Consider the following 25213-nt stretch of genomic DNA (forward strand, 5'->3'; position numbering starts at 1 on the left):
AGGGCTTACCGGCGGGTAGCGATCTGGCGGCGCGTGACGACTCAACGGCGCGTGGGTGAAGGGGTATTGACAAGCGTTGAAATGTGCGCAGGGCCGCTCGGACGAGCGCGCCGGGGGCGGTCACCGGATCGAAACCTGTCAGGGGTGTTCCGGGTCGACGTGTTCAGGTCAGAATCGTCGGGCGAATCTACGCGCGTTGTGCGCCGTCGTCGTACAAGGAGAGCCTGATATGCCGTTCGACCGCCGGAAGTTCCTGAAGAAGTCCGCCGTCACGGGGGCGGGGGTGGCGCTGGCGGGTACGGTGGCCACCCCGGCGGCCGAGGCCGCTCCGCAGGCGGGACGGGGGAAGAAGCCGGTGAAACGGTACGCACTGACCGTGATGGGCACCACGGACCTGCACGGTCACGTCTTCAACTGGGACTACTACAAGGACGACGAGTACCAGGATCCGGCCGGCAACGCGCAGGGGCTGGCCCGCGTGTCCACGCTGGTGAACCGGATCCGCGAGGAGCGCGGCCGGGAGAACACCCTGCTGCTGGACGCGGGCGACACCATCCAGGGCACCCCGCTGACGTACTACTACGCCAAGGTCGACCCGATCACCGCCGAGGGCGGCCCGGTGCACCCGATGGCGCAGGCGATGAACGCGATCGGGTACGACGCGGTGGCGCTCGGCAACCACGAGTTCAACTACGGCATCGAGACGCTGCGGAAGTTCGAGGAGCAGTGCGACTTCCCGCTGCTCGGCGCCAACGCGGTCGACGCGAAGACCCTCAAGCCCGCCTTCCCGCCCTACTTCGTCAAGACGTTCCACGTGAAGGGAGCGCCGCCGGTGAAGGTGGCGGTGCTGGGCCTGACCAACCCGGGCATCGCGATCTGGGACAAGGCGTACGTGCAGGGGAAGCTGACGTTCCCGGGCCTGGAGGAGCAGGCGGCGAAGTGGGTGCCGAAGCTGCGCTCGATGGGCGCGGACGTGGTCGTCGTGTCGGCGCACTCGGGCACGTCGGGCACCTCCTCGTACGGTGACCAGCTGCCGCACGTGGAGAACGCGGCGGCGAACGTGGCGCGGCAGGTGCCGGGCATCGACGCCATCCTGGTCGGCCACGCGCACGCGGAGATCGCCGAGCTGCGGGTGACCAACGAGGAGACCGGCAAGGAGGTCGTGCTGTCGGAGCCGCTGTGCTACGCCGAGCGGCTGACCCTGTTCGACGTGGAGCTCACCTTCGAGCGGGGCCGCTGGCAGGTGGAGTCCGTGAAGGCGTCGCTGCGGGACGCGGCGACGGTGGAGGACGACCCGCGCATCACCCGCCTGCTGGGCGACGAGCACGCGCAGGTCGTGGCGTACGTCAACCAGGTGGTGGGGACGGCGACCGAGACGCTGACGACGGTGGAGGCGCGCTACAAGGACGCGCCGATCATCGACCTGATCAGCAAGGTGCAGGAGGACGTGGTCCGGGAGGCGCTGGCGGGCACGGAGCACTCCTCGCTGCCGGTGCTGTCGCAGGCCTCGCCGTTCTCCCGGACGAGCGAGATCCCGGCGGGCGACGTGACCATCCGGGACCTGTCGAGCCTCTACGTGTACGACAACACCCTGGTGGCCAAGCTGCTGACGGGCGCTCAGGTGCGCGCGTACCTGGAGTACTCGGCGGAGTACTTCGTGCAGACCGCGGCCGGCGCGCCGGTGGACGTCGACAAGCTGACGAACGCGGGCGGGCGTCCGGACTACAACTACGACTACGTGTCGGGCGTGCGGTACGACATCGACATCGCCCAGCCGGCCGGGTCGCGCATCAAGAACCTGACGTTCGACGGCGCCCCGGTGGACGACGCGCAGCAGTTCGTGTTCGCGGTGAACAACTACCGCGCCAACGGCGGCGGTGCGTTCCCGCACGTGGCGTCGGCGCCGGAGCTGTGGGCGGAGTCGACCGAGATCCGCACCCGGATCGCGGAGTGGGCGACGGCCAAGGGCGTGCTCGACCCGAAGGACTTCGCGTCGGAGGACTGGCGCCTCACCCGAGACGGCACGCCGGTGTTCTGACCGTCCCTCGCACGGTGCCTGCACGGGGGCGCCGCCGGTTCGTCCGGCGGCGCCCCCGCGGCGTCTCCCGCCCGGTCTCAGGCCTCCTGGACGCGCAGGGCGCGGGCCAGGTCGTCGAGCCGGTCGGTGAACTGGCGGCGCAGCGCCGGCACGGGGTCGGCCTTGCGCAGCGTCTTCTCGCCGAGCTTCAGGGTCTCGGCCTCCACCGCGTGGGCGGGGAACGCCCAGCGTCCCGCGGCCGTGGCGATGGCGGGGCCACGGCGCGCGGCGACGGCCACGGCGTCCTTGAAGTAGCGCGCCACGTATGGCCGGACCAGTTCGGCCTGCTCGGGCTGCCAGAAGCCCTGCGCGGTGGCGGTGAACAGGTAGTTGGACAGGTCGTCGGAGCCGAACATGGCGTCCCAGGCGCGGGCCTTGGCGTCCGGGTCGGGCAGGGCGGCCCGGCAGCGGGCGGCGCCCTCCTGGCCGGTGGCGCTGGGGTCCCGGCGCAGTTCCTCGGCGACGGCGCTCTCGTCCACCGCGCCCAGCACGGCGAGCCGGGCGAGGATCCGCCAGCGCAGCTCCGGGTCCAGCTCGGGCCCGCCGGGGACGGTGCCCTCGGCGAGCCAGGCGGCGATGGTCTCGGGGCGGGCGGCGGCGTCGATGCAGTGGCGCACCGCGACCAGGCGCAGGCCAGGGTGGTCGCCGTCCTCGGTGCGGCGGATGAGGTCGCGGCACAGGTCGGTGAGGGTGGCGAGCGCGGCGGGCCGCCGGTCCGGGGCGAGGTAGTGGTCGGCGACCTCCCCGGAGGCGAAGGCGAGGACGCCCTGGACGAGGGCGACGTCCGTCTCCTCCGGCAGGTGGGCCGCGGCGGTGACCAGGTACGCGGAGGGGGCCAGGTCGCCGTCGCGGACCATGTCGCGCAGGCTGTTCCAGACGACGGCACGGGTGAGCGCGTCGGGGACGCCCGACAGTCCGCGCAGGACGGTCTCCAGGGAGGTGTCGTCCAGGCGGATCTTCGCGTAGGTCAGGTCCAGGTCGTTGGGGACGACCAGGGAGGGGCGGGTGCCGGGGCGCGGCTCCGGGGCGGCGGCCCGGGGCACGTCGGTCTCGTAGCGCTCGCGCAGGGTGAGGGTGCGTCCGTCGCTGAGGTCGCGGTCGTAGACCCCGACGGTCACCCGGTGCGGGCGGCTGCCCTCGCGGTCCAGGCTGAGGGTCCACCGGCCGGGCACCGCGTCGACGGAGGCGGTGAGCGTGTCGACGCCGCTGGTGCGCAGCCAGGCGTCGGCCCAGGCGTGCACGTCCCGCTCGGTGGCGGAGGCGAGGGAGTCGATGAACTCGGCGAGGCCGGCGTTGCCGAAGCGGTACCGCTCGAAGTGGGTGTTGATCCCGGCGAGGAAGTCCTTCTCACCGAGCCAGGCGACGAGCTGGCGCAGGGCGGAGGCACCCTTGGCGTAGGAGATGCCGTCGAAGTTGAGCAGCGCGGCCGCGGTGTCCTCGACGTGCTCCGGGGCGACCGGGTGGGTGGAGGGCCGCTGGTCGGCGTCGTAGCCCCAGGTCTTGCGGGAGACGCCGAAGTCGGTCCAGGTGCCCTCGCCGCGCCAGCGGGGCGGCTGCCCGCCGGGGCTCGCGGGCGTGACCTCGTTCAGGGTCTGGTAGCCCATGTACTCGGCGAAGGACTCGTTCAGCCAGATGTCGTCCCACCAGCGCAGGGTGACGAGGTCGCCGAACCACATGTGGGCCATCTCGTGGGCGACGACCATGGCGCGCCGCTGCCGCTCGGTGTCGGTGACGGCGGAACGGTAGACGAACTCGTCGCGGAAGGTGACGAGGCCGGGGTTCTCCATGGCGCCCGCGTTGAACTCGGGCACGAAGGCCTGGTCGTAGGAGTCGAAGGGGTACGGCTCCTCGAACTTCTCGTGGTAGCGGTCGAAGCAGGCGCGGGTGATCTCGAGCAGCTCCTCGGCGTCCGCCTCCAGGTGGGGGGCGAGGGAGCGGCGGCAGTGCAGGCCGAACGGCAGGCCGCGGTGCTCGGTGCGCACGGAGTGCCAGGGCCCGGCGGCGACGGCGACCAGGTAGGTGGAGACGGGCGGGGTCGGCGCGGCCTTCCACACCCCGCCGCCGATGTGCTCGGTGACGCCGTTGGCGAGGACCGTCCAGTGCTCGGGCGCGGTGACGGTGAGCTCGAAGACCGCCTTGAGGTCGGGCTGGTCGAAGGCGGCGAACACGCGCCGCACGTCGTCCAGGAAGAGCTGGGTGTAGACGTAGGTCTCCCCGTCGCTGGGGTCGGTGAAGCGGTGCATGCCCTCGCCGGTACGGGAGTAGCGCATGCGCGCGTCGACCAGCAGCTCGTGCTCGCCGGCGGTGAGGTCCCTCAGCGGGAACCGGCCGTCGTCGAGGAGGGCGGGGTCCAGGGACCGGCCGTCGAGCGTGACGGAGCGCAGCTCGGCGGGGTCGATCTCGACGAAGGTGTCCGCGTCCGCGCGGGCGCCGAACCTGATGGAGGTACGGGAGTCGAACGTCTCGTCCCCGGCGGTCAGATCGAGGGCGATCGTGCAGCGGTGGACGTCGATGAGCTGTGCTCGGTGCTGCGCTTCGTCGCGCGTCAGTACGGACATGCACGCCATGCTGCCCGATGGCGTCGGCCCGGCACAGAGGTGGATGGGGTACGCGGCCTATGTCCGGTCCCCGCCGAGCCCCGCGGTGTGCGCCCCCGGGGGCTGTGCGGGGGGCACGTGCGCGTGCGGCAGGGGCGGCGCGGGGCGTGCGGCGGAGGCGGCGGCAGCGTCGAGCCGGGCGCGCAGGGAGCGCATCTCGGCCTCCAGGGCGAGCCCGCGCTGGTGGGTGTCGTAGAGGTGGCGCACCTTGGTGCGCAGCGCCCAGGGGTCGACGGGGGTGGTGACGAGGTCGGCCACGCCGAGACGGTAGGCGGCGGCGCCGAGCCGGTGGTCGCGGGCGAAGCCGGTGAGCAGGACGACGGGTATGTGCCGGGTCTGCTCCAGGCGGCGCATCCAGCGCACGACGTCGAGGCCTCCGGTGCCGGGCATGTGGACGTCGAGCAGGAGCACGCCGACGTTGCCGCGCAGCAGCTGTTTGAGGGCCTCGTCGCCGCTGGTGGCCCGGCCCAGCGGTTGTCCGAGCGGGGCCAGGGCGCTCTCCAGGGCGTAGAGCGTGTCCTCGTGGTCGTCGACGAGGAGGATGCGGGCGGTGGGCGGCATGGGGCACGTCCCTCCCCGTCGGGCCGGACGCGGGGTCCGGGCGCTGACGGACGGTGCTCGTGAGCCGACAAGGCGTGCACAGCGAGCATGCACCGCGCGCGCCGCCCTGTCACTCCCCGCCGCGTCCCGGACCCGTCTCCGACCCGTTCAGGCCCGGCCGCCCGCGGCGTCGTCCGCGATGCGCTCGTGGTGGCGGATCACCTCGGCGATGATGAACGTCAGGAACTTCTCCGCGAAGGCCGGGTCGAGCTTGGCGTCCTCGGCGAGGGCGCGCAGCCGGGCGATCTGGCGGGCCTCGCGGCCCGGGTCGGCGGGCGGCAGCCGGTGCTCGGCCTTGAGGCGGCCGACCTGCTGGGTGCACTTGAAGCGTTCGGCGAGCATGTGGACGACGGCCGCGTCGATGTTGTCGATGCTCTCGCGCAGACGGGTCAGTTCCTCGAGGACCGCGGGGTCGGCGTCGGGTGTGGCGGCGTTGCTGGTGGTCATGGCGGCCCAGCCTACGGCGGCGCGGCCCCCCGGCGGCGGCACGGACCGTACAGTGGACGGTGTCCAGGCGCGGCGGGGGTGCGACGTGGCGAACGGCGGACCGGTGGAGCACGGTTACCCGCATCTGCGGTTGGTGCGGGAGTCGGTCACGGCGCTGTACCGGCGGCTGTCGTGCGACACGGTGCGCACCTTCTCGGCGAGTGTGGCGCCGGCCGACGTGGCGTTCGCGGACGTGGACGACCTGCATCTGGGGGCGCAGCGGGTGGCCCGCGAGATGGTGGCGCACTACCGGCTGCCGGACGCGCGCCTGGTCGTCGGGTTCCGTGAGATGACGCATGCGGCGAACGTCGAGCTGACCGCGGGCCCCGAGTACTTCGTCGAGCTGAACGACCGGTTCCGAGACCACCGCCGGGACATCGGGGCGGCGCTGGCGCACGAGGTGGCGCACGTGTACCTGCACCGGCTGGGGCTGTCGTTCCCGTCGACGCGGGAGAACGAGATCCTCACGGACACGGTGGCGACGTACCTCGGTGCGGGGTGGCTGCTGCTGGACGCGTTCCGGGAGGACGGGGCGTCGTCGCAGAAGCTCGGGTACCTCACGCCGGAGGAGTTCGGGTACGTGCTGGCGAAGCGGGCGCTGCTGTTCGGCGAGGACCCGTCGGTGTGGTTCACCAGTCCGCAGGCGTACACGGCGTACCGCGACGGGCTGGCACTGGCGCGGCGGGACGCGGAGCAGCCGCCGCTGCACGCGGCGGGCTGGACCGGGCGGCTCCGGTACGCCCGGGACCGGCGGCATGCGCAGGGGCACGCGCAGGCGCCGGAGGCGGGGCGGGAGACGGCGTACCGGTTCTCGGCGGGCGGGCACGGCCCGCTGCGGGTGTCGTTCCCCTGTCCCACCTGCCACCAGCGGATCCGGGTGCCGGTGGCCGGGCGGGTGCGGGCGCGGTGCGGTCTGTGCCGGTCCGTGCTGGAGTGCGACACCTGACGTCCGGCTCCCGGCTCCCGGCTCCCGGCTCCCGGCTCCCGGCTCCCGGCTCCCGGCTCCCGGCTCCCGGCTCCCGGCTCCCGCTGTCAACGACCGTCACAAGGGCGGCATTCCACCCCGGCATTCGCCCACTTCTCGGGTGTTCGCTATTTTGTTCGCCGCTGTCGTTCTGTGCGCCGCCGTCCCCCGCCGGCCGTTTTTCGTCCCGACCCCGCCGAGGAGCCGGCCTGTGGAACCCGAGTCCGCCGTCACCACCTGCTACCGCCATCCGCGGGTGGAGTGCCATGTGCGCTGCGTCCGCTGCGAGCGGTACATCTGCCCGGACTGCATGCGCGAGGCCGCCGTGGGCCACCAGTGCCCCGACTGCGTGCGCGAGGGCGCCCGGTCGGTGCGGCAGGCCCGCACCCTGGTGGGCGGCCGGGTATCCGTCGTCCCCGTGGTCACGTACGCGCTGATCGCCCTCAACGTGCTGGCGTACCTGGCGGAGGTGGTCCGGCCGGAGGTCGTGGACCGGTTCGCGATGGTCGGCGCGGGGCTGCTCGGCCCGGACGGCGGCCACTACGTGTGGACGCAGCCGTACCCGGCGGACTTCACCCCGGAGGGGGTCGCGGGCGGCGAGTGGTACCGGCTGCTGACCGGCGCTTTCCTGCACCTGCCGCCCACGGAGGGGACGTTCGGCGTCGTCCATGTGCTGATGAACATGGCGGTGCTGTGGAACCTGGGCCGGGTGGTCGAGCCGATGCTCGGCCGGGTCCACTACCTCGCCCTGTATCTGCTGTCGGCGCTGGGCGGCTCGGTGCTGGTGCTGCTGCTCGCGCCCTCGGACCCCACGGTCGGCGCCTCCGGCGCGCTGTTCGGGGTCGGGGCCGCCTACTACGTGGTGTCCCGGCGGGTGGGCGCCGACATGCGCGGGGTGAACCGCTTCATGACCGGGCTGCTGCTGTGGCTGGTGGTGTCCGCGCTCTTCACCTCGTGGCAGGGCCATCTGGGCGGGCTGCTGGCCGGCGGCCTGGTGGCGCTCGCGTTCGCCTGGGCGCCGCGCGACGGACGGCGCGTGCTGGTCCAGGCCGGCGCGTGCGCGGGGCTGGTGGTGCTGCTCGCCGTCCTGGCGGCGGCCAAGGTGTCGGACCTGACAGGTGGAGGGATCCCCCAGTGAAACGTGCCGGTGTGCTCTTCCTCGCGGGCGTCCCCGTGGTCGCCACGGCGGTGTACTTCGTCCTGCCGTCGGGAGCCGCCGACGCCCCCGCCGTCCCGACGTCGGTCGGCGCGCAGTCCTCCCGCGACGACGCCAAGGACCGGGCGGAGCAGGACCACGAACAGAAGCAGGACAGGGACGACGAAATCATCGCCTCCCTGCCGCCCGGCCTCGCCGCCCCCGACAGGAAGGAGCTGGCCCACCGGCTGGTGTCGAGCGCCGAGCACTCCACCACCGACTGGCGCTCCACCTACGGGATCATCGAGGACCGCGACGACGACTGCGGCTACACCGCCGGCATCATCGGCTTCTGCACCGGCACCCACGACCTGCTCACCCTGGTCGAGCACTACACCGGGAGACACCCCGGCAACGGCCTCGCGCGCTATCTGCCCGCCCTGCGGAAGGTCGACGGCACCGACTCGCACGAGGGCCTCGACCCCGGCTTCACCGACGCGTGGAAGGCGGAGTCGGAGCTGCCGGAGTTCCGCGCCGCGCAGGAGGAGGAGCGCGACCGCGTCTACTTCGAGCCGGCGGTCCGCCTCGCCAAGCTGGACGGCCTGGGCACCCTCGGCCAGTTCGTGTACTACGACGCGATGGTCTTCCACGGCACCGGCACCGACGAGAGCGGCTTCTACGCCCTGCGCGAGCGCGTGCTGGAGAAGGCGAAGACGCCCGCCGCGGGCGGCGCGGAGAAGGCGTACCTGGACGCGTTCCTCGACGTCCGCCGCGCCACCATGCTCACCCGCTACCCGGACCGCGACACCTCCCGCGTCGACACCGCGCAGCGCCGGTTCCTCCAGGCCGGGAACCTCGGCCTGAACACCCCGCTCACCTGGGAGATGTACGGGGACTCCTACACCGTGTCCTGAACATGCTGCGGCGCCTGCCCAGTCGGTCCGGTCGGGGACTGGCGGGCAGGCGCCGCGGTGTTCCGCACGCCTTTGTGCGGGACGTTCTCAGGGGTGTCAGACCGCCAGGGCGCGGTCCGTCGGGCGGATCGGGGCGGGCAGGGCGCTGGCCCCGGTGAGGAAGCTGTCGCAGCCCCGGGCGGCCGAGCGGCCCTCGGCGATCGCCCACACGATGAGCGACTGGCCGCGGCCGGCGTCGCCGGCGACGAACACGCCGGGCACGTTGGTCTGGAAGTCGGCGTCGCGGGCGATGTTGCCGCGCGCGTCCAGCTCCAGGCCGAACTGCTCGACCAGGCCGTTGTCCCGGTCGGTGCCGGTGAAGCCCATGGCCAGGGTGACCAGTTGCGCCGGGATCTTGCGCTCGGTGCCCGGCTTCTGCGTGAGCTTGCCGTCGACGAACTCCACCTCGGTCAGGTGCAGCCACTGGACGTTGCCGTCCTCGTCGCCCTCGAAGTGGGTGGTGGAGACGGAGTAGACCCGCTCGCCGCCCTCCTCGTGGGCGCTGGTGACCTTGTACAGCATGGGGAAGGTCGGCCAGGGCTGGGCGACCGGGTCCCGGTCGTCGTTCGGGCGGGGCATGATCTCCAGCTGCGTCACCGAGGCGGCGCCCTGGCGGTGGGCGGTGCCCACGCAGTCGGCGCCGGTGTCGCCGCCGCCGATCACGACGACGTGCTTGCCCTCGGCGGTGATGGGCGGGGAGACGTAGTCGCCCTCCTGCACCTTGTTCGCCAGCGGCAGGTACTCCATGGCCTGGTGGATGCCCTTGAGTTCGCGGCCCGGCACCGGCAGGTCGCGCGCGGTGGTGGCGCCGACGGCGAGGACCACGGCGTCGTACCGCTTGCGCAGCGCGGTCGCGGGCATGTCGCGGCCGATCTCGATGCCGGTGCGGAACTTGGTGCCCTCCGCGCGCATCTGCTCGATGCGGCGGTTGATGTGCCGCTTCTCCATCTTGAACTCGGGGATGCCGTACCGGAGGAGGCCTCCGATGCGGTCCGCGCGCTCGTAGACGGCGACGGTGTGTCCGGCCCGGGTCAGCTGCTGGGCGGCGGCCAGGCCCGCGGGCCCGGAGCCGACCACCGCGACGGTCTTGCCGGACAGGCGCTCGGGGATCTGCGGCGCGACGTCGCCGGTCTCCCACGCCTTGTCGATGATCGAGACCTCGACGTTCTTGATGGTCACCGGCGGCTGGTTGATGCCGAGCACGCACGCCGACTCGCACGGGGCGGGGCACAGCCGCCCGGTGAACTCCGGGAAGTTGTTGGTGGCGTGCAGCCGGTCGCTCGCCGCGCCCCAGTCCTCGCGGTAGGCGTAGTCGTTCCACTCGGGGATGAGGTTCCCGAGCGGACAGCCGTTGTGGCAGAACGGGATGCCGCAGTCCATGCAGCGGCTGGCCTGCTTGCTGATGATCGGCAGCAGGGAGCCGGGGACGTAGACCTCGTTCCAGTCCTTCTTGCGCTCCTCGACCGGACGGGACGTGGCGACCTCGCGGCCGTGGTTCAGAAAGCCCTTCGGGTCAGCCATTGATCGCCGCCTCCATCATCTTCTCGGTGATCTCGGTCTCGGACAGACCGGCTCGCTCGGCGGCGTCCTTGGCGGCGAGCACTGCCTTGTACGTACTGGGGATGATCTTGCTGAAGCGCTCCGCGGCGGTGTCCCAGTCGGCGAGCAGCTTCTCGGCGACGGTGGAGCCCGTCTCCTCCTGGTGCCGGCGGACCACGTCGTGCAGCCACTGCCTGTCGGCGTCGTCCAGCGCCTCGACGGAGGCGAGGTTGCCGGCGTTGACGTTGTCCCGGTCCAGGTCGATGACGTACGCGATGCCGCCGGACATGCCGGCCGCGAAGTTGCGCCCGGTCTCGCCGAGGACGACCGCGTGACCGCCCGTCATGTACTCGCAGCCGTGGTCGCCCACGCCCTCGGAGACGACCAGCGCGCCGGAGTTGCGGACGCAGAACCGCTCGCCGACCTTGCCGCGCAGGAACATCTCGCCGCCGGTGGCGCCGTAGGCGAGCGTGTTGCCCGCGATGACGCTGTACTCGGCGAGGTGGTCGGCGCCGCGGTCCGGCCGGACGACGATGCGGCCGCCGGACAGGCCCTTGCCGACGTAGTCGTTGGCGTCGCCCTCCAGGCGCAGCGTGACACCGCGCGGGACGAAGGCGCCGAACGACTGGCCGGCGGAGCCGGTGAAGGTGATGTCGATGGTGTCGTCGGGCAGGCCCGCGCCGCCGAACTTCTTCGTCACCTCGTGGCCGAGCATGGTGCCGACCGTGCGGTTGATGTTGCGGATGGCGACCTGGGCGCGCACCGGCTGGGCGTCCTCGGCCCCGGATGCGGAGAGCGCGTCGGCGGCGAGCTTGATCAGCTCGTTGTCGAGCGCCTTCTCCAGGCCGTGGTCCTGGCCGACCACCTGGTGGCGGGCGGCGCCCTCGGGCAGCTCGGGCACGTGGAACAGCGGCTCGAGCTCCAGGCCCTGCGCCTTCCAGTGGTTCACCGCGCGGGTCACGTCCAGCACCTCGGCGTGGCCGACGGCCTCGTCGATGGAGCGGAAGCCCAGTTCGGCGAGGAGCTCGCGGACCTCCTCGGCGATGAACCGGAAGAAGTTCACCACGTACTCGGCCTTGCCGGTGAAGCGGTCGCGCAGCACCGGGTTCTGGGTGGCGATGCCGACCGGGCAGGTGTCCAGGTGGCAGACGCGCATCATGACGCAGCCGGAGACGACGAGCGGCGCGGTGGCGAAACCGAACTCCTCGGCGCCGAGCAGCGCGGCGATCATCACGTCGCGACCGGTCTTCAGCTGGCCGTCGGTCTGGACGACGATGCGGTCGCGCAGGCCGTTGAGCAGCAGGGTCTGCTGGGTCTCGGCGAGGCCGAGTTCCCAGGGACCGCCGGCGTGCTTCAGCGACGTCAGCGGGGAGGCGCCGGTGCCGCCGTCGTGGCCGGAGATCAGCACGACGTCCGCGTGGGCCTTGGAGACGCCCGCGGCGACGGTGCCGACGCCGACCTCGGAGACCAGCTTGACGTGAATGCGCGCCTGGGGGTTGGCGTTCTTCAGGTCGTGGATCAGCTGGGCGAGGTCCTCGATGGAGTAGATGTCGTGGTGCGGCGGCGGGGAGATGAGCCCCACGCCCGGCGTCGAGTGACGCGTCTTCGCCACCCACGGGTAGACCTTGTGGCCGGGCAGCTGGCCGCCCTCGCCGGGCTTGGCGCCCTGGGCCATCTTGATCTGGATGTCGTCGGAGTTGACCAGGTACTCGGACGTCACGCCGAAGCGGCCGGAGGCGACCTGCTTGATGGACGACCGGCGGGCCGGGTCGTACAGGCGCTCCGGGTCCTCGCCGCCCTCGCCGGTGTTGGACTTGCCGCCCAGCTGGTTCATGGCGATGGCGAGGGTCTCGTGCGCCTCCTGCGAGATGGAGCCGTACGACATGGCGCCGGTGGAGAACCGCTTGACGATCTCGGAGACCGGCTCGACCTCCTCGACCGGGATGGGCTCGCGGTCCGACTTGAAGCCGAACAGGCCGCGCAGCGTCATCAGCCGCTCGGACTGCTCGTTCACGCGCTCCGTGTACTTCTTGAAGATGTCGTAGCGGCCCGAGCGCGTGGAGTGCTGGAGGCGGAAGACCGTCTCCGGGTCGAACAGGTGCGGCTCGCCCTCACGGCGCCACTGGTACTCGCCGCCGATGTCCAGCGCGCGGTGCGCCGGGGCGATGCCGGAGGCGGGGTACGCCTTGGCGTGGCGGGCGGCGACCTCCTTGGCGATCACGTCGATGCCGACGCCGCCGATCTTGCTGGTGGTGCCGTTGAAGTACTTCTCGACGAAGGACTCCTCCAGGCCGACGGCCTCGAAGACCTGCGCGCCGCGGTAGGAGGCGACCGTGGAGATGCCCATCTTGGACATCACCTTCAGGACGCCCTTGCCGAGGGCGTGGATGAGGTTGCGGATGGCCTTCTCGGGCTCGCCGTCGACGGCCTGCAGGAAGGTGCCCGCGCGGACCAGGTCCTCGACGGACTCCATGGCCAGGTAAGGGTTGACCGCGGCGGCGCCGTAGCCGATGAGCAGGGCGACGTGGTGGACCTCGCGGACGTCGCCGGCCTCGACCAGCAGGCCCACCTGGGTGCGCTGCTTGGTGCGGATGAGGTGGTGGTGGACGGCCGCGGTGAGCAGCAGCGACGGGATCGGCGCGTGCTCGGCGTCGGAGTGCCGGTCGGACAGGACGATCAGCCGGGCGCCGTTCTCGATGGCGGCGTCGGCCTCGGCGCAGATGTCCTCGATGCGGGCGGCGAGGGCCTCACCGCCGCCGGCCACCCGGTACAGGCCGGAGAGGGTGGCGGCCTTGAAGCCGGGCATGTCGCCGTCGGCGTTGACGTGGATGAGCTTGGCCAGCTCGTCGTTGTCGATCACCGGGAAGAGCAGCGTGACACTGCGACACGCGGCGGCCGTCGGCTCGAGCAGGTTGCCCTGCGGGCCGAGCGAGGAGCGCAGGGAGGTGACCAGTTCCTCGCGGATCGCGTCCAGCGGCGGGTTGGTGACCTGCGCGAACAGCTGGGTGAAGTAGTCGAACAGCAGCCGCGGGCGCTCGCTGAGCGCGGCGATCGGCGAGTCGGTGCCCATGGAGCCGATGGGCTCGGCGCCGGTCCTGGCCATCGGCGCGAGGAGGACGCGCAGCTCCTCCTCGGTGTAGCCGAAGGTCTGCTGGCGGCGGGTGACCGAGGCGTGGGTGTGCACGATGTGCTCGCGCTCGGGCAGGTCGGACAGCTCGATCTCGCCGGCCTCGAGCCACTCCTCGTAGGGGTGCTCGGCGGCGAGCTGCGACTTGATCTCGTCGTCCTCGATGATCCGGTGCTCGGCGGTGTCCACGAGGAACATGCGGCCGGGCTGCAGCCGGCCCTTGCGGACCACCTTCGCCGGGTCGATGTCGAGGACGCCGACCTCGGAGCCGAGGACGACCAGGCCGTCGTCGGTGACCCAGTAGCGGCCGGGGCGCAGGCCGTTGCGGTCGAGCACGGCGCCGACCTGGGTGCCGTCGGTGAAGGTCACGCAGGCCGGGCCGTCCCAGGGCTCCATCAGCGTGGAGTGGTACTGGTAGAAGGCGCGCCGGGCCGGATCCATGGAGTCGTGGTTCTCCCACGCCTCCGGGATCATCATCAGCACGGAGTGCGGGAGCGAGCGGCCGCCCAGGTGCAGCAGTTCGAGCACCTCGTCGAAGGAGGCGGAGTCCGAGGCGTCCGGGGTGCAGACCGGGAAGGTGCGCGCAAGGTCCTTGCCGTCCCGGTCGCTGCCGAACAGGTCGGACATCAGCTGGGACTCGCGGGCCCGCATCCAGTTGCGGTTGCCCTTGACGGTGTTGATCTCACCGTTGTGCGCGACGAAGCGGTACGGGTGCGCCAGCGGCCACGACGGGAAGGTGTTCGTGGAGAACCGGGAGTGCACCAGCGCGATCGCGGAGGCGAAGCGGCGGTCGGACAGGTCGGGGAAGAAGGGCTCGAGCTGGCCGGTGGTCAGCATGCCCTTGTAGACGATGGTCCGGGCGGACAGCGACGGGAAGTAGACGCCCACCTCGCGCTCGGCGCGCTTGCGCAGCAGGAACGCCTTGCGGTCCAGCTCGATGCCGGTGCTCCGGCCGTCGGTGACGAAGAGCTGGCGGAAGACCGGCATGGTGGAGCGGGCGGTGGCCCCCAGCAACTGGGGGGCGACCGGCACCTCGCGCCAGCCGAGGACGGTGAGCTCCTCGGCGGCGGCGATCTCCTCGATGCGGGCGACGGCGGCGTCCGTGCCCTCCCCGGGCAGGAAGGCGATGCCGGCGGCGTATCCGCCCGCCGCGGGCAGCTCGAATCCGGCCACCTCGCGGAAGAAGGCGTCCGGGATCTGGGAGAGGATGCCCGCGCCGTCGCCGGAGTCCGGTTCGGAGCCGGTGGCGCCGCGGTGCTCGAGGTTGCGCAGGACGGTGAGGGCCTGGTCGACCAGGGCGTGGGACGCCTCGCCGGTGAGGGTGGCGACGAAGCCGACGCCACAGGCGTCGTGCTCGTTGCGGGGGTCGTACATACCCTGCGCAGCAGGGCGAGCATCCATGAACGACCAGCTCGCGCGGTCGTTCGAGGAATGCTGGGACGGCTGGCGCGGCGTACGCATCGGCTCTCCCGTCGTCGTCAATTGGCATCTGTGCAAGTGCCGAGGGACGACGTTGGCCCTCTGCGTGGCTAAATTTCGTGCAGGTTACATGATGGAGCGACTCTCGGGAACCGGGATAATCCGTTCCAGCATGCGGACGTCGTCCGGGTCGCGGCGGGGTTCCGCGCCCGTCGACGGAAGCTGTGGAGAGCCTGCCCGGACAGATCGGTGTCCGTCGGCCCGATGACGGGAAGAGGCCTCTTCGCCTCCTCCGCCGGGCACGCCGCCGGCCTCGTTGCCTGTAGCGCGTACGGCTCATGCCCGCTGGTCACACATTCGAAACCAGCAAGTAATGATTGTTTATGCGAAGCTCCGCATAGACGCAAGAGGTCATCCTATGGCGGTTCCGAAAAGCGACCCCAGGGCGTACGTCACACCGGCCGCCGCGCCGCCGAGGGCGAGCTGCCGCAGGCCGCTGTACCACCAGGAGCGCGCCGTGACCTTCGCCACCACGGCCCCGCACAGGAAGAGCCCGAGCAGCGCGACCAGCACGGCCGGCCACAGACTGCTCGCGCCGAGCAGGTAGGGCAGGACCGGCAGCAGGGCGCCCAGCGCGAAGGACCCGAAGCTGGAGACCGCGGCGACGGTCGGCGAGGGCAGGTCCCCGGGGTCGATGCCCAGTTCCTCGCGGGCGTGTATCTCCAGCGCCTGCTCGGGGTCGCGGGAGAGCTGCCGCGCGACCTCGCGGGCCAGGCCGGGCTCGACGCCGCGCGACTCGTAGAGCGCGGCCAGCTCGGCCTCCTCGTCCTTGGGGTGCTTGCGCAGCTCCCTGCGCTCCACGTCCAGCTCGGCCTCGACCAGCTCGCGCTGGGACGCCACGGAGGTGTACTCGCCTGCCGCCATGGAGAAGGCACCGGCGGCCAGTCCCGCGAGGCCGCTGAGGACGACGGTCTGCTGGCCGACGGCGCCGCCGGCGACGCCCGTCATCAGGGCGAGGTTGGAGACCAGTCCGTCCATGGCGCCGAACACCGCGGGGCGCAGCCATCCCCCGTTGACGTCGCGGTGGGTGTGATTGTCGCGGTGCGCCTCGTGGAGCGTCGCCTCGGTCTCGATGATGGCCATGCCGGGTCCCCCTGGACTCTGCGGGCGCCCTCGCTTCCGACACCCGTACGTACGCTATTTGGACTCATTCCAATTTCCGACGCCGCCTAGTCTACGCCTCGGCGAAAGCCCCTGCCAGCAAGGAAAGGCTGCGCTAACCAGCGCTTTTGCCTCCCGCCCCGGTCCGCTCGGACGCCCCGCGCATCTCGTCCGGGTGACGCTCCTGCGCACGAGGCTGCGGCGGACACGGCACCGGGGACAGTTCCGCAAAGGGCCGGCGCCCCACGGGGCGCGCCTGAGAGGAGAGCCGCGTATGGCATCGACCGCCCGCATCCCCTCGGCGCCCGCGCCCGGGGACGCCCTCGGGCTCCGCGCACGGGCCCGCGGCGCGCTGCTCGGCCTGGCCGTCGGCGACGCCCTGGGCGCCCCCGCCGAGAACATGAAACCCTCCGAGATCCGCGCGAAGTGGGGCCGCATCACGGGCTACGTGAGCGACCCCCCGGCCGGCACGGACGACACCGAGTACGCGATCTTCTCGGGTCTGCTGGCCGCCCGGCACGGCTCCGCGCTCACCCCCGCGCACGTCGAGGCGGCCTGGCACGAATGGATCGCGGACCGCGCCGAGGGCCCCTTCCGCGGCGCCGGCTTCAGCGAGCGGGGCACCCTGGAGAACCTGCGCCGGGGCCTGGCCGCGCCCATCTCCGCCCAGCACCGCCACGCCTGGAGCGACGGGCTGGCGATGCGGGCCGCGCCGTACGGCGTGCACGCGGCCGGGCGCCCCGACGAGGCGGCCCGGCTCGCGGCGGTCGACGGCTCGGTCAGCCACGACGGGGAGGGCATCTACGGCGGCCGGGCGGTCGCGGCGGGCGTCGCGGCGGCCATGGCCGGGGCGCCGGTGGTCACGGTCGTGGCCTCGGCGCTCGCGGTGGTGCCGGAGGACTCCTGGACCGCCCGCTCGCTGCGCCGTGCGGTGACCGCCGCCCACCGCGGCGAGCGGGCGGTCCGCACCGCGGTGGTGATCGGCGGCTACCCCTGGACCGACCTCGCCCCGGAGGCGGTGGCCCTGGCCTTCGGCGCCTACGCGGCGGCCGACGGCGACTTCGAACAGGCGGTGCTGACCGCCGTGAACATGGGCCGTGACGCCGACACCACGGCGGCCGTGGCCGGTGCGCTGGCCGGGGCGACCCAGGGAGTCGCCGCCGTCCCCGAACGCTGGGCCGCGGCCATCACCCCGGCCCGCGGCACCTGTCTGCCCGCCATGGCCGGCCACCACGTCCTCGACATCGCGGACCTGCTGACCCCGGAGACCCCCACATGACCTCCACCACCCCCGCCCCCGTCACCGACGACACCCTCGCCCCCGCACCCGGGCAGGACGACGCGGCTCCGGCGCCGCGCACGGCCGACGCGCCCGCACCCGCCCCCCGTCCGCCCCGCGCGGCCGTCGAGGGCCTGCTCCTCGGACTCGCCGCCGGGGACGCGGCCGGCTGGCCCGCCGCCCGGCACCGCGCCGCCCGCATGCCCGAGTGGACCCGGCGCCTCACCCGCGAGCTGGACACCTTCGCCGAGCAGAACGCCACCACCACGCTCCCGGTCCCCATCGCCCTGAACCAGCCCCCCGAGCCGCTCCGCCTCGGCCCGTCCGACGACGCCGAGTGGGCCGCGTTCGCCGCCGAGGCCGTGCTGCGCGCGGGCGACGACATGGTGCTCGGCGACCTGAGCCGGGAGCGCCGCACCCGCGCCGCCATCGACCTCACCTGGAACGCGGTCGCGGCCGAGGTCGCCGCCGCCACCGAGCGGGCCCCCGAGACCGAGTCCGCCGTGCTGCCGCTGCGCGCCCGCATCTCCGTGCGCGCCGGACTCGGCAACCTCGCCACCGGGCTGCGCCCGCCCGCCTCCGGCCACGACAACCCGCACTACTTCGACGACGCCGCCTGCGTCCGGGCCTGCGTGCTGGCCGTGGCCCACCCGGGCGACCCCCGGGCCGCCGCCGACCTCGCCGAGTTCGACGCCCGCTACACCCAGGACGGCGACGGCGTGCACGGCGCCCGCGCCATGGCTGCCGCCGTGTCGCTGGCGCTCGCCGGGGCCGACCCGGACGCCTGCGCGGCCGCCGCCTGCGCCGAGCTGCCCGAGGACACCGAGATCGGCCGCAACGCCCGGCACGCCCTGGCGCTCGCGGCGGACGCCGACAGCGCCTTCGCCCTGGTGCCGCCGCTGGAGCACCAGATCGTCGACCACGTCTACAGCTACGGCGTCGCCGCCGCCGAGACCGTCCCCGTCGCCCTCGCCCTCACCACCGCCGCCCGCGGCCGGATCGCGGAGGCCGTCCCGGCGGCGGCCTGTCTCTCCCGGGTCGCGGACTCGGCCCCCGCCCTGGCCGGCGCCCTCACCGGCGCACTGGGCGGGAGCGCCGCGATCCCCGCGTCCTGGCGGGAGAGCTGCCGCACCCTGTCCGGCTGCGTGCTCCCCCGGCTCACCGGTACGGACCTGGTGGAACTCGCCGGACTGCTGGAAGCCGCCCGACCGACCGCCCCCGGAGGATGATCCCGGCATGACACACGAAGACACCGCAAACACCCCCTCCCTGGACGAGCGGATCACCGGCGCGCTGGTGGGGGCGGCGGTCGGCGACGCCCTCGGCGGCCCGGTCGAGGGGTACTCCCCCGAGCAGATCGTGGAGCGCCACGGCGGCCGCGTCCACGGCGTCGTCGGCCCGTGGCACGGCGAGGACTGGCGCACCGCCCGGCCGATCGCGCCGTACCACAAGGGCGACGGGCACGTCACCGACGACACCCTGATGACCCACGCGCTGGTCCGGGTGTACGCGCGGGTCCGCGACCACCTGGACGCCTACGCGGTCGCCGACCACCTGGTCCCGGACCTGATGACGAACCCGCGCTGGATCCCGGAGCTGGAGGCCGAGACGATCCCGCTGCACCGGGTCTTCCTCGCCGAGAAGTGGCTGGCGGCACGGCTGCACTACGGGCACGTCGACCCGCGCGAGGCGGGCGTGGGCAACATCGTCAACTGCGGCGCCGCGATGTACATGGCCCCCGTCGGTCTGGTCAACGCCGCCCACCCGGCCGCCGCGTACGCCGAGGCCCTGGACGTGGCGGGCGCCCACCAGTCGTCGTACGGCAGGGAGGCGGCCGGGGTGTTCGCGGCGGCCGTGGCGGCGGCCTGCGCGCCGGACGCGACCCCGGACTCCGTCGTCGCCGCGTGCCTGTCCCTGGCCAAGGACGGCACCCGGGAGGCGGTCGAGAAGGTCTGCGAGGAGGCCTCGCGCCACACCGGCGTCGAGTCGGCGCTGCGCCCGCTGCGCGAGGCGGTCGCCCCGTACGACACCGTCGGCCCCGACTACCGCTCCCCCTCGCTGGGCGCCCGGCGTCCCTCCCGGCTGCACGCGATCGAGGAGCTGCCGGTCGCGCTTGGCATGGTGGTGGCGGCCCGCGGCGATTACCGGCACGCCGTGCTGGGGGCCGTGAACTACGGCCGCGACTGCGACTCCATCGCCACCATGGCCGGGGCGGTGACCGGCGCGCTCGGCTCCCCGGTGCCCGAGGAGTGGGCCAAGACCGTGGCGGAGGCCAGCCGCCTCGACCTGTGGGAGCCGGCCGCCACGCTCACCGCGGTGGCCCGGGAGGTCTTCGCCCGGGACGTGGAGCGCCGCCGCGCCCACGAGCGGGCGTTCGCGCGGCTCGGAGGCGCCGGATGCTCCGACTGACCTGGGTCCAGCCCGAGGACCTCGTCGGCCACGAACTGCGCCAGGCCGCGCTGGACGGCCGCGAGGCGTCGGCGGTCGCCGCCCGCTGGCGCGCGGCGGGCGGCCCCCCGGCCCCGCTCACCGCCGGCGCCTCCACCCGCCCGGCCTCCCGCTACCTCCGGCTGCTGGCCTGCGACCTGCTGGACGAGCTGGCCGAGCTGCCGAGCGCCCTCGCCGACGACGAGCCCTCCGACCTCGCCGCGATCCAGGCGCTGTGCCCCGAGTGGCCCCTCTCCCCCGGTGCCCCGGCCGCCTGGGACGGACCCGTGTTCGAGGCGCGCCTGGAGGCGGCCTGGCTCGGCCGCTCGGCCGGCTGCCTGCTGGGCAAGCCGGTGGAGAAGCTGCCGCTCGCCGCGATCCGCGCTCTGGCCCGCGCCACCGGCAACTGGCCGTTGAGCGGCTGGTTCACCGCCCGGGGCGTCCCCGCCGAGCTGCTGGCCGAGCACCCCTGGAACCGGCGCTCCGCCTCCACCTCCCTCGCCGAGAACATCGACGGCATGCCCGAGGACGACGACCTCAATTACCCACTGCTCGCCCTGCTGGTGCTGCGCCGCCACGGCCGCCGCTTCACCACCGCGGACGTGGCCCGCGTCTGGCTCGACGAGCTGCCCGCGGGCCGCACCTTCACCGCCGAGCGCATCGCCTACCGCAACCTGCTCTGCGGGCTCGAACCGCCGCTGACCGCCCGCCACCGCAACCCGTTCCGCGAGTGGATCGGCGCCCTGATCCGCGCCGACGCGCACGGCTGGACCAACCCGGGCGATCCGGGCGCCGCGGCCGGGCAAGCGTACCGGGACGCCACCCTCACCCACACCGCCAACGGCGTCTACGCGGCCATGTTCACCGCCGCCGTCGTCGCCGCCGCGGCGGGCGGTGAGCGGGACGTGCACGCCTGTCTGCGCACCGGTCTCACCGTCGTCCCGCCCCGCTCCCGACTCGCCCGGGCCGTGCGCGACGCCGTGGCACTGGCCCGCGGGCACCGGGACTTCGACACGGTCGTCGACCTGCTGCACGAGAGGCACGGCGCGACCCACCACTGGGTGCACGCCGTTCCCAACACCGCCCTCCTGGCCGCCGCCCTCACCCACGCCGACGGGGACTTCACCGCCTCGATCTGCCGCGCGGTGTCCGGCGGCTGGGACACCGACTCGGTGGGCGCCACCGCCGGCAGCGTCGCCGGGCTGCTCGCCGGCTCGCCCCGCGCGCTCCCCGAGCGCTGGACGGCCCCGCTGAAGAACCGCCTGTCCACCTCCGTCGGCGACTTCGACGGCACCGGCTTCGACACCCTGGCCCGTCTCACCCATCTGGAGGCGTCCCGCCCATGACTCCCCCCGACCCGGCCCCCGCCGCACCGCCCGCCGCTCCCCCGCTGGCCGGTCTGCGCGTCCTGGACCTCGCCACCCTCTTCGCCGGCCCTCTCGCGGCCACCCTGCTGGGCGACTTCGGCGCCGACGTCGTCAAGGTCGAGCACCCGAGGAGGCCCGACCCCTCGCGCGGCCACGGACCGTCCAAGGACGGCGTCGGCCTGTGGTGGAAAGTGCTCGGCCGCAACAAGCGCGCGATCACCCTCGACCTGTCCACGCCGGGCGGCCGGGACACGCTGCTGCGCCTGGTGCGCGGCGCCGACGTGGTCGTGGAGAACTTCCGCCCCGGCACCCTGGAGAAGTGGGACCTGGGCTGGCCCGAGCTGTCCGCGGCGAACCCCCGGCTGGTGCTGGCGCGGGTCACCGGCTTCGGCCAGTTCGGCCCGTACGCGCACCGGCCCGGCTTCGGCACCCTCGCCGAGGCGATGAGCGGCTTCGCCGCGCTCACCGGCGAGCCGGACGCGGCGCCGACCCTGCCGCCGTTCGGCCTCGCCGACTCCGTCGCGGGCCTCACCACCGCGTACGCGATCATGACGGCTCTCGCGGCGCGCGACCGCACGGGGCGGGGACAGGTCGTCGACACGGCGCTGATCGAGCCGATCCTCGCCGCCCTCGGACCCCACCCCACCTGGTACGACCAGCTCGGGTACGTCCAGCCGCGCACCGGCAACCGGTCGCAGAACAACGCACCGCGCGGCACCTACCGCACCGCCGACGGCACCTGGGTCGCCGTCTCCACCTCGGCCCAGTCGATCGCCGAGCGGGTGATGGTGCTGGTGGGCCGCCCCGACCTGATCGAGGCGCCCTGGTTCGCCACCGGCGAGGGCCGGGCCCGGCACGCGGACCTGCTGGACGAGGCGGTCGGCGGCTGGATCGCCCGGCACGGCCGCGCCGACGTGCTGGCCGCGTTCGAGAAGGCGGAGGCGGCCGTCGCCCCGGTGCAGGACGTCCGGGACGTCATGGCGGACCCGCAGTACCAGGCCCTCTCCACCGTCACCACGGTCGACGACCCGGAGCTGGGCCCGCTGCGCATGCAGAACGTGCTGTTCCGGCTCTCCGCCACCCCGGGGGCGATTCGCTGGGCGGGCCGCCCGCACGGCGCGGACACCGAGGAGGTGCTGACCGAGCTGGGCCTCACCCCGGCCGACCTGGTGGAGCTGCGGGCGGAGGGCGCCGTATGAGAAGCGTCCCGCTGACCTGGCTGTACGCCCCCGGCGACCGCCCCGACGTGGTGGCGAAGGCGCTCACGGCGGGGGCGGACGTGGTGGTGGTCGACCTGGAGGACGCGGTCGCGCCGGACCGCAAGGCGTACGCCCGCGCGGCCACCGCCGAGCTGCTGCGCGGCCCGCAGCCGGTGCCGGTGCACGTCCGCGTCAACGCCTTCGCCGGGCCCTGGGGCCCGGCCGACGTGGCGGCCCTGGCCCCGGCGCCGGGCCTGTCCGGGCTGCGGCTGCCGAAGGTGTCCTCCCCGTCCGACGTGGTGCGGGTCGCCCGCCGGGCGGTCGCGGCGCGCGGCGGCTCCCCGCCCCTGTACGCGCTGCTGGAGAGCGCGCTGGGCGTCGAGCACGCCCACGCCGTGGCCACCGCGCACCCGTCGCTGCGCGGGATCGCGCTCGGCGAGGCGGATCTGCGGGCCGACCTGGGGGTGCGCGAGGACGCCGGGCTGGACTGGTGCCGGGCACGGGTGGTGGTCGCGGCGCGCGCGGCGGGGCTGGCCCCGCCCGCCCAGTCGGTGCACCCGGACATCCGCGACCTGGAGGGACTGAAGGCGTCCTGCGAGCGTGGGCGCGCCCTGGGCTTCCTGGGCAGGGCGGCGATCCATCCGCGTCAGCTCCCGGTCATCGAGCGGGCCTATCTGCCCACGGAACGGGAGATCGAGCAGGCGGAGACGGTCCTCAAGGCGGCGGCCGCCACGCAGGGCGCGCAGGCGCTGCCGGACGGCACGTTCGTGGACGCGGCGGTGGTGACGGCGGCGCACCGGACGCTGGCGCTGGCGCACAAGCGGTGACCTGTACGCACAAAGGGCGCCCGGGGTGTCCCCGGGCGCCCTCGGCGCGCGTACGTCGGGCTGTCAGCCCTTCTTGGCCGACCCGGCCCCGTCCTTGGACCCTTCCGGCTCCTCGGCGCCCTCCGGCTCCTCGGGCGCCCCGGGCTTGTCGAGCCTCCCGGGCTTCCCGCCGTCGTCGGTGTCCGCGGCGTCGTCCGTCGTCGCGTCCCCGGCGGGGGCGTCCTCGGCGGGCGCGTCGCCGTCGGTCTTCTTCGCGTCGGACGCCGGGCCCTCGCCGTCGCCGGCGCCCGGCTCGACCACGGCCTCCCGGCCCGGACGCTTCCGGGCGGACAGCACGATGTAGAGCACCGCCAGCAGGAAGACCAGGAGGGCCGTCCAGTTGTTCAGCCGCAGGCCGAGGATGTGGTGGGCCTCGTCGACCCGCATGTACTCGATCCAGAAGCGGCCCGCGCAGTACCCGGCGACGTACAGCGCGAAGGCGCGGCCGTGTCCGAGCGTGAAGCGCCGGTCGGCCCAGATCACCAGCAGCGCCACGCCGACGCACCACAGCGACTCGTAGAGGAAGGTCGGGTGGTAGGTGCCCGGCATCCGGCCGTCGGCGGAGGAGGTGATCTCCACGGCCCACGGCAGGTCGGTCGCCCGCCCGTACAGCTCCTGGTTGAACCAGTTGCCCCAGCGGCCGATCGCCTGGGCGATCGCGATGCCGGGGGCGATGGCGTCGGCGTACGCCGGAAGCGGGATGCCGCGGCGGCGGCATCCGATCCACGCGCCGAGCGCGCCCAGGGCGATGGCGCCCCAGATGCCGAGGCCGCCCTCCCAGATCTTGAAGGCGTCCACCCAGTCACGGCCCTCGCTGAAGTACAGCTGGTAGTCCGTGACCACGTGGTAGAGCCGGCCGCCGACGAGGCCGAACGGCACGGCCCAGACAGCGATGTCCGCCACCGTGCCGGCCCGCCCGCCCCGGGCGATCCAGCGCTTGTTGCCGAGCCAGACGGCAACGAAGACGCCGATGATGATGCAGAACGCGTAGCCGCGCAGCGGAACGGGGCCGAGGTACAGCACCCCGCTCGACGGGCTGGGAATGTAGGCAAGTTCCATGGCAGGACCGACGCTACCGTGCCGGACCGCCCGTACGGCAGGCAGCCTGGCAACGGCTCCATAACAGGCCCCGGGGAGAGGGCCCCTAGGACTTGTTCGCCTCCTCGACCATCTGCTTCAGCTTCTCGGGCGTCATGGAACGGTCCTGGTAGATGTTCTGCCCCTCGAACAGCACCGTCGGGGTGCCGCTGAAGCCGCCCTTCTGGAAGGCCTCGTTGGACTTGACCACCCAGCTGTCGTGCGTGCCGTCCTCGACGCAGGTGCGGAACTCGGGGGTGTCGAGCCCGTCGACCTTGCTCGCCAGGTCGAACAGCTTGTCGTCGCTGGAGAAGGCGTCGTCGCTCTCCATCGGCTGGTTCTCGAACAGCACGTCGTGGTAGGCGGTGAACTTCCCCGCGTCCTGGGCGCAGGCGGCGGCGTTGGCCGCGCTCAGCGAGCCGCTGCCGCCGAGGCCGCCGTCGATCAGCGTGACCAGGTGGTACTCGACCTTCAGCTTGCCGGCCCCGGTCAGCTCGTTGAGCGTGGAGCGGTAGGTCTGCTCGAAGGCCTTGCAGGCGGGACAGCGGAAGTCCTCCCACACCGTGAGGGTGGCCTTGGCGTCCTCCTTGCCGACCGGGATGGCGAGGCCGTCCTTGCCCTGGGCCCCCGAGGGCACCACCACCGGTCCGGACGCCTTGCTCTCGTCGTCCCCGCCGGAGCTGGCCGCGACGACGCCGATCACCGCCGCGAGTCCCAGGACGCCGACCACACTCGCGCCCACGATCAGGGTGCGGCGCCGCTTCTCCGCCGTCTTCTGCTTCTCGCGCTCTGCCGCCATCCGCTCGCGGGCGGTGCGCTTTCCCTCACGGTTCTTGTCGCTCACACCCCGCAGAACGAACCGGGGAGGCGCCCAGCGCCTCCCCGGTCCCAGGTCCACCCGTACGAGGGACCCCGGCGGCCCGTCGCGGAGGGCGGGCCG

Annotated in this window: 18 protein-coding genes; 10 read left to right on the top strand and 8 right to left on the bottom strand. The window is 73.4% G+C overall.

Annotation, left to right across the window (positions count from 1 at the left end):
• Positions 1-229 precede the first annotated feature (229 nt).
• On the top strand, positions 230-2038 hold the full coding sequence (locus ACF1AG_RS00380) for a 5'-nucleotidase C-terminal domain-containing protein (RefSeq protein WP_359601280.1): 1809 nt from the start codon (positions 230-232) through the stop codon (positions 2036-2038).
• Positions 2039-2115: 77 nt separating this feature from the next.
• On the opposite strand, the gene pepN is transcribed toward ACF1AG_RS00380, so the two are convergent.
• The 3 genes from pepN to ACF1AG_RS00395 all read right to left on the bottom strand — a co-directional run bounded on the left by pepN (position 2116) and on the right by ACF1AG_RS00395 (position 5721).
• Positions 2116-4644: an aminopeptidase N gene (pepN, locus tag ACF1AG_RS00385; RefSeq protein ID WP_391809141.1), complete on the bottom strand. Its 2529-nt coding sequence runs from the start codon at positions 4642-4644 to the stop codon at positions 2116-2118.
• Between the two features lie 48 nt (positions 4645-4692).
• Positions 4693-5235 carry a two-component system response regulator gene (locus ACF1AG_RS00390; RefSeq protein WP_391809142.1) on the bottom strand — a complete coding sequence of 181 codons (543 nt, stop codon included), beginning with the start codon at positions 5233-5235 and terminating at the stop codon, positions 4693-4695.
• A gap of 147 nt (positions 5236-5382) precedes the next feature.
• The gene (locus tag ACF1AG_RS00395; protein WP_359601283.1) at positions 5383-5721 is read right to left on the bottom strand and encodes a chorismate mutase; all 339 of its coding nucleotides are present in this window, start codon (positions 5719-5721) and stop codon (positions 5383-5385) included.
• 85 nt (positions 5722-5806) lie between these two features.
• Here ACF1AG_RS00395 and ACF1AG_RS00400 point away from each other — a divergent pair, with 85 nt between their 5' ends.
• The 3 genes from ACF1AG_RS00400 (at position 5807) to ACF1AG_RS00410 (ending at position 8773) form a co-directional block, all read left to right on the top strand.
• Entirely contained in the window at positions 5807-6706 is a 900-nt protein-coding gene (locus ACF1AG_RS00400) for a hypothetical protein (RefSeq protein WP_359601284.1), read from the top strand.
• A gap of 229 nt (positions 6707-6935) precedes the next feature.
• Positions 6936-7862 (top strand): rhomboid family intramembrane serine protease, encoded by a 927-nt coding sequence (locus ACF1AG_RS00405; protein ID WP_359601285.1) that lies wholly within the window; start codon positions 6936-6938, stop codon positions 7860-7862.
• Positions 7859-8773 (top strand): chitosanase, encoded by a 915-nt coding sequence (locus ACF1AG_RS00410; protein ID WP_387794735.1) that lies wholly within the window; start codon positions 7859-7861, stop codon positions 8771-8773. The genes ACF1AG_RS00405 and ACF1AG_RS00410 overlap by 4 nt, the downstream gene beginning before the upstream one ends.
• 96 nt (positions 8774-8869) lie before the next feature.
• On the opposite strand, the gene ACF1AG_RS00415 is transcribed toward ACF1AG_RS00410, so the two are convergent.
• From ACF1AG_RS00415 to ACF1AG_RS00425, 3 genes are all read right to left on the bottom strand, one after another.
• Complete coding sequence (locus ACF1AG_RS00415) at positions 8870-10333, bottom strand: glutamate synthase subunit beta (RefSeq protein WP_359601287.1); 1464 nt, start codon at positions 10331-10333, stop codon at positions 8870-8872.
• Positions 10326-14939, bottom strand: a complete 4614-nt coding sequence (gltB, locus tag ACF1AG_RS00420; protein ID WP_391809143.1) for a glutamate synthase large subunit — start codon at positions 14937-14939, stop codon at positions 10326-10328. Before gltB ends, ACF1AG_RS00415 begins: the two co-directional genes overlap by 8 nt.
• A gap of 369 nt (positions 14940-15308) precedes the next feature.
• Positions 15309-16040 carry a VIT1/CCC1 transporter family protein gene (locus ACF1AG_RS00425; RefSeq protein ID WP_359601289.1) on the bottom strand — a complete coding sequence of 244 codons (732 nt, stop codon included), beginning with the start codon at positions 16038-16040 and terminating at the stop codon, positions 15309-15311.
• Positions 16041-16332: 292 nt separating this feature from the next.
• Between ACF1AG_RS00425 and ACF1AG_RS00430 the strand changes: the two genes are divergently transcribed.
• The 6 genes from ACF1AG_RS00430 to ACF1AG_RS00455 are packed head-to-tail and all read left to right on the top strand — an operon-like array spanning position 16333 to position 23157.
• Positions 16333-17337: an ADP-ribosylglycohydrolase family protein gene (locus ACF1AG_RS00430; RefSeq protein ID WP_359747463.1), complete on the top strand. Its 1005-nt coding sequence runs from the start codon at positions 16333-16335 to the stop codon at positions 17335-17337.
• Positions 17334-18566 carry an ADP-ribosylglycohydrolase family protein gene (locus tag ACF1AG_RS00435; protein WP_391809144.1) on the top strand — a complete coding sequence of 411 codons (1233 nt, stop codon included), beginning with the start codon at positions 17334-17336 and terminating at the stop codon, positions 18564-18566. Before ACF1AG_RS00430 ends, ACF1AG_RS00435 begins: the two co-directional genes overlap by 4 nt.
• A 7-nt stretch (positions 18567-18573) precedes the next feature.
• Positions 18574-19746 (top strand): ADP-ribosylglycohydrolase family protein, encoded by a 1173-nt coding sequence (locus ACF1AG_RS00440; protein WP_359747467.1) that lies wholly within the window; start codon positions 18574-18576, stop codon positions 19744-19746.
• The gene (locus ACF1AG_RS00445) at positions 19734-21110 is read left to right on the top strand and encodes an ADP-ribosylglycohydrolase family protein (RefSeq protein ID WP_359601293.1); all 1377 of its coding nucleotides are present in this window, start codon (positions 19734-19736) and stop codon (positions 21108-21110) included. Before ACF1AG_RS00440 ends, ACF1AG_RS00445 begins: the two co-directional genes overlap by 13 nt.
• Positions 21107-22330, top strand: a complete 1224-nt coding sequence (locus tag ACF1AG_RS00450; protein ID WP_391809145.1) for a CaiB/BaiF CoA transferase family protein — start codon at positions 21107-21109, stop codon at positions 22328-22330. The genes ACF1AG_RS00445 and ACF1AG_RS00450 overlap by 4 nt, the downstream gene beginning before the upstream one ends.
• On the top strand, positions 22327-23157 hold the full coding sequence (locus ACF1AG_RS00455; protein WP_387794733.1) for an HpcH/HpaI aldolase/citrate lyase family protein: 831 nt from the start codon (positions 22327-22329) through the stop codon (positions 23155-23157). The genes ACF1AG_RS00450 and ACF1AG_RS00455 overlap by 4 nt, the downstream gene beginning before the upstream one ends.
• A gap of 63 nt (positions 23158-23220) precedes the next feature.
• On the opposite strand, the gene lgt is transcribed toward ACF1AG_RS00455, so the two are convergent.
• Both lgt and ACF1AG_RS00465 read right to left on the bottom strand, forming a co-directional pair.
• Entirely contained in the window at positions 23221-24255 is a 1035-nt protein-coding gene (gene lgt / locus ACF1AG_RS00460; protein ID WP_359601296.1) for a prolipoprotein diacylglyceryl transferase, read from the bottom strand.
• An 85-nt stretch (positions 24256-24340) separates the two neighbouring features.
• Positions 24341-25117, bottom strand: coding sequence for a thioredoxin domain-containing protein (locus ACF1AG_RS00465; protein ID WP_359601297.1), 777 nt, complete (start codon positions 25115-25117; stop codon positions 24341-24343).
• Between the last annotated feature and the right edge of the window lie 96 nt (positions 25118-25213).

Origin of the sequence: Streptomyces sp. NPDC014764, assembly GCF_043082785.1 — a bacterium.
Classification (GTDB): Bacteria; Actinomycetota; Actinomycetes; order Streptomycetales; family Streptomycetaceae; genus Streptomyces; species Streptomyces althioticus.

Bases quoted from the DNA above. Each gene is read 5' to 3' on its own strand.
- gltB (WP_391809143.1), bottom strand. From the start codon at position 14,939: ATGCGTACGCCGCGCCAGCCGTCCCAGCATTCCTCGAACGACCGCGCG.
- ACF1AG_RS00445 (WP_359601293.1), top strand. From the start codon at position 19,734: ATGCTCCGACTGACCTGGGTCCAGCCCGAGGACCTCGTCGGCCACGAA.
- ACF1AG_RS00435 (WP_391809144.1), top strand. From the start codon at position 17,334: ATGACCTCCACCACCCCCGCCCCCGTCACCGACGACACCCTCGCCCCC.
- ACF1AG_RS00430 (WP_359747463.1), top strand. From the start codon at position 16,333: ATGGCATCGACCGCCCGCATCCCCTCGGCGCCCGCGCCCGGGGACGCC.
- ACF1AG_RS00390 (WP_391809142.1), bottom strand. From the start codon at position 5,235: ATGCCGCCCACCGCCCGCATCCTCCTCGTCGACGACCACGAGGACACG.
- ACF1AG_RS00425 (WP_359601289.1), bottom strand. From the start codon at position 16,040: ATGGCCATCATCGAGACCGAGGCGACGCTCCACGAGGCGCACCGCGAC.
- pepN (WP_391809141.1), bottom strand. From the start codon at position 4,644: ATGGCGTGCATGTCCGTACTGACGCGCGACGAAGCGCAGCACCGAGCA.
- ACF1AG_RS00440 (WP_359747467.1), top strand. From the start codon at position 18,574: ATGACACACGAAGACACCGCAAACACCCCCTCCCTGGACGAGCGGATC.
- ACF1AG_RS00395 (WP_359601283.1), bottom strand. From the start codon at position 5,721: ATGACCACCAGCAACGCCGCCACACCCGACGCCGACCCCGCGGTCCTC.
- ACF1AG_RS00455 (WP_387794733.1), top strand. From the start codon at position 22,327: ATGAGAAGCGTCCCGCTGACCTGGCTGTACGCCCCCGGCGACCGCCCC.
- ACF1AG_RS00380 (WP_359601280.1), top strand. From the start codon at position 230: ATGCCGTTCGACCGCCGGAAGTTCCTGAAGAAGTCCGCCGTCACGGGG.
- ACF1AG_RS00450 (WP_391809145.1), top strand. From the start codon at position 21,107: ATGACTCCCCCCGACCCGGCCCCCGCCGCACCGCCCGCCGCTCCCCCG.
- ACF1AG_RS00415 (WP_359601287.1), bottom strand. From the start codon at position 10,333: ATGGCTGACCCGAAGGGCTTTCTGAACCACGGCCGCGAGGTCGCCACG.
- lgt (WP_359601296.1), bottom strand. From the start codon at position 24,255: ATGGAACTTGCCTACATTCCCAGCCCGTCGAGCGGGGTGCTGTACCTC.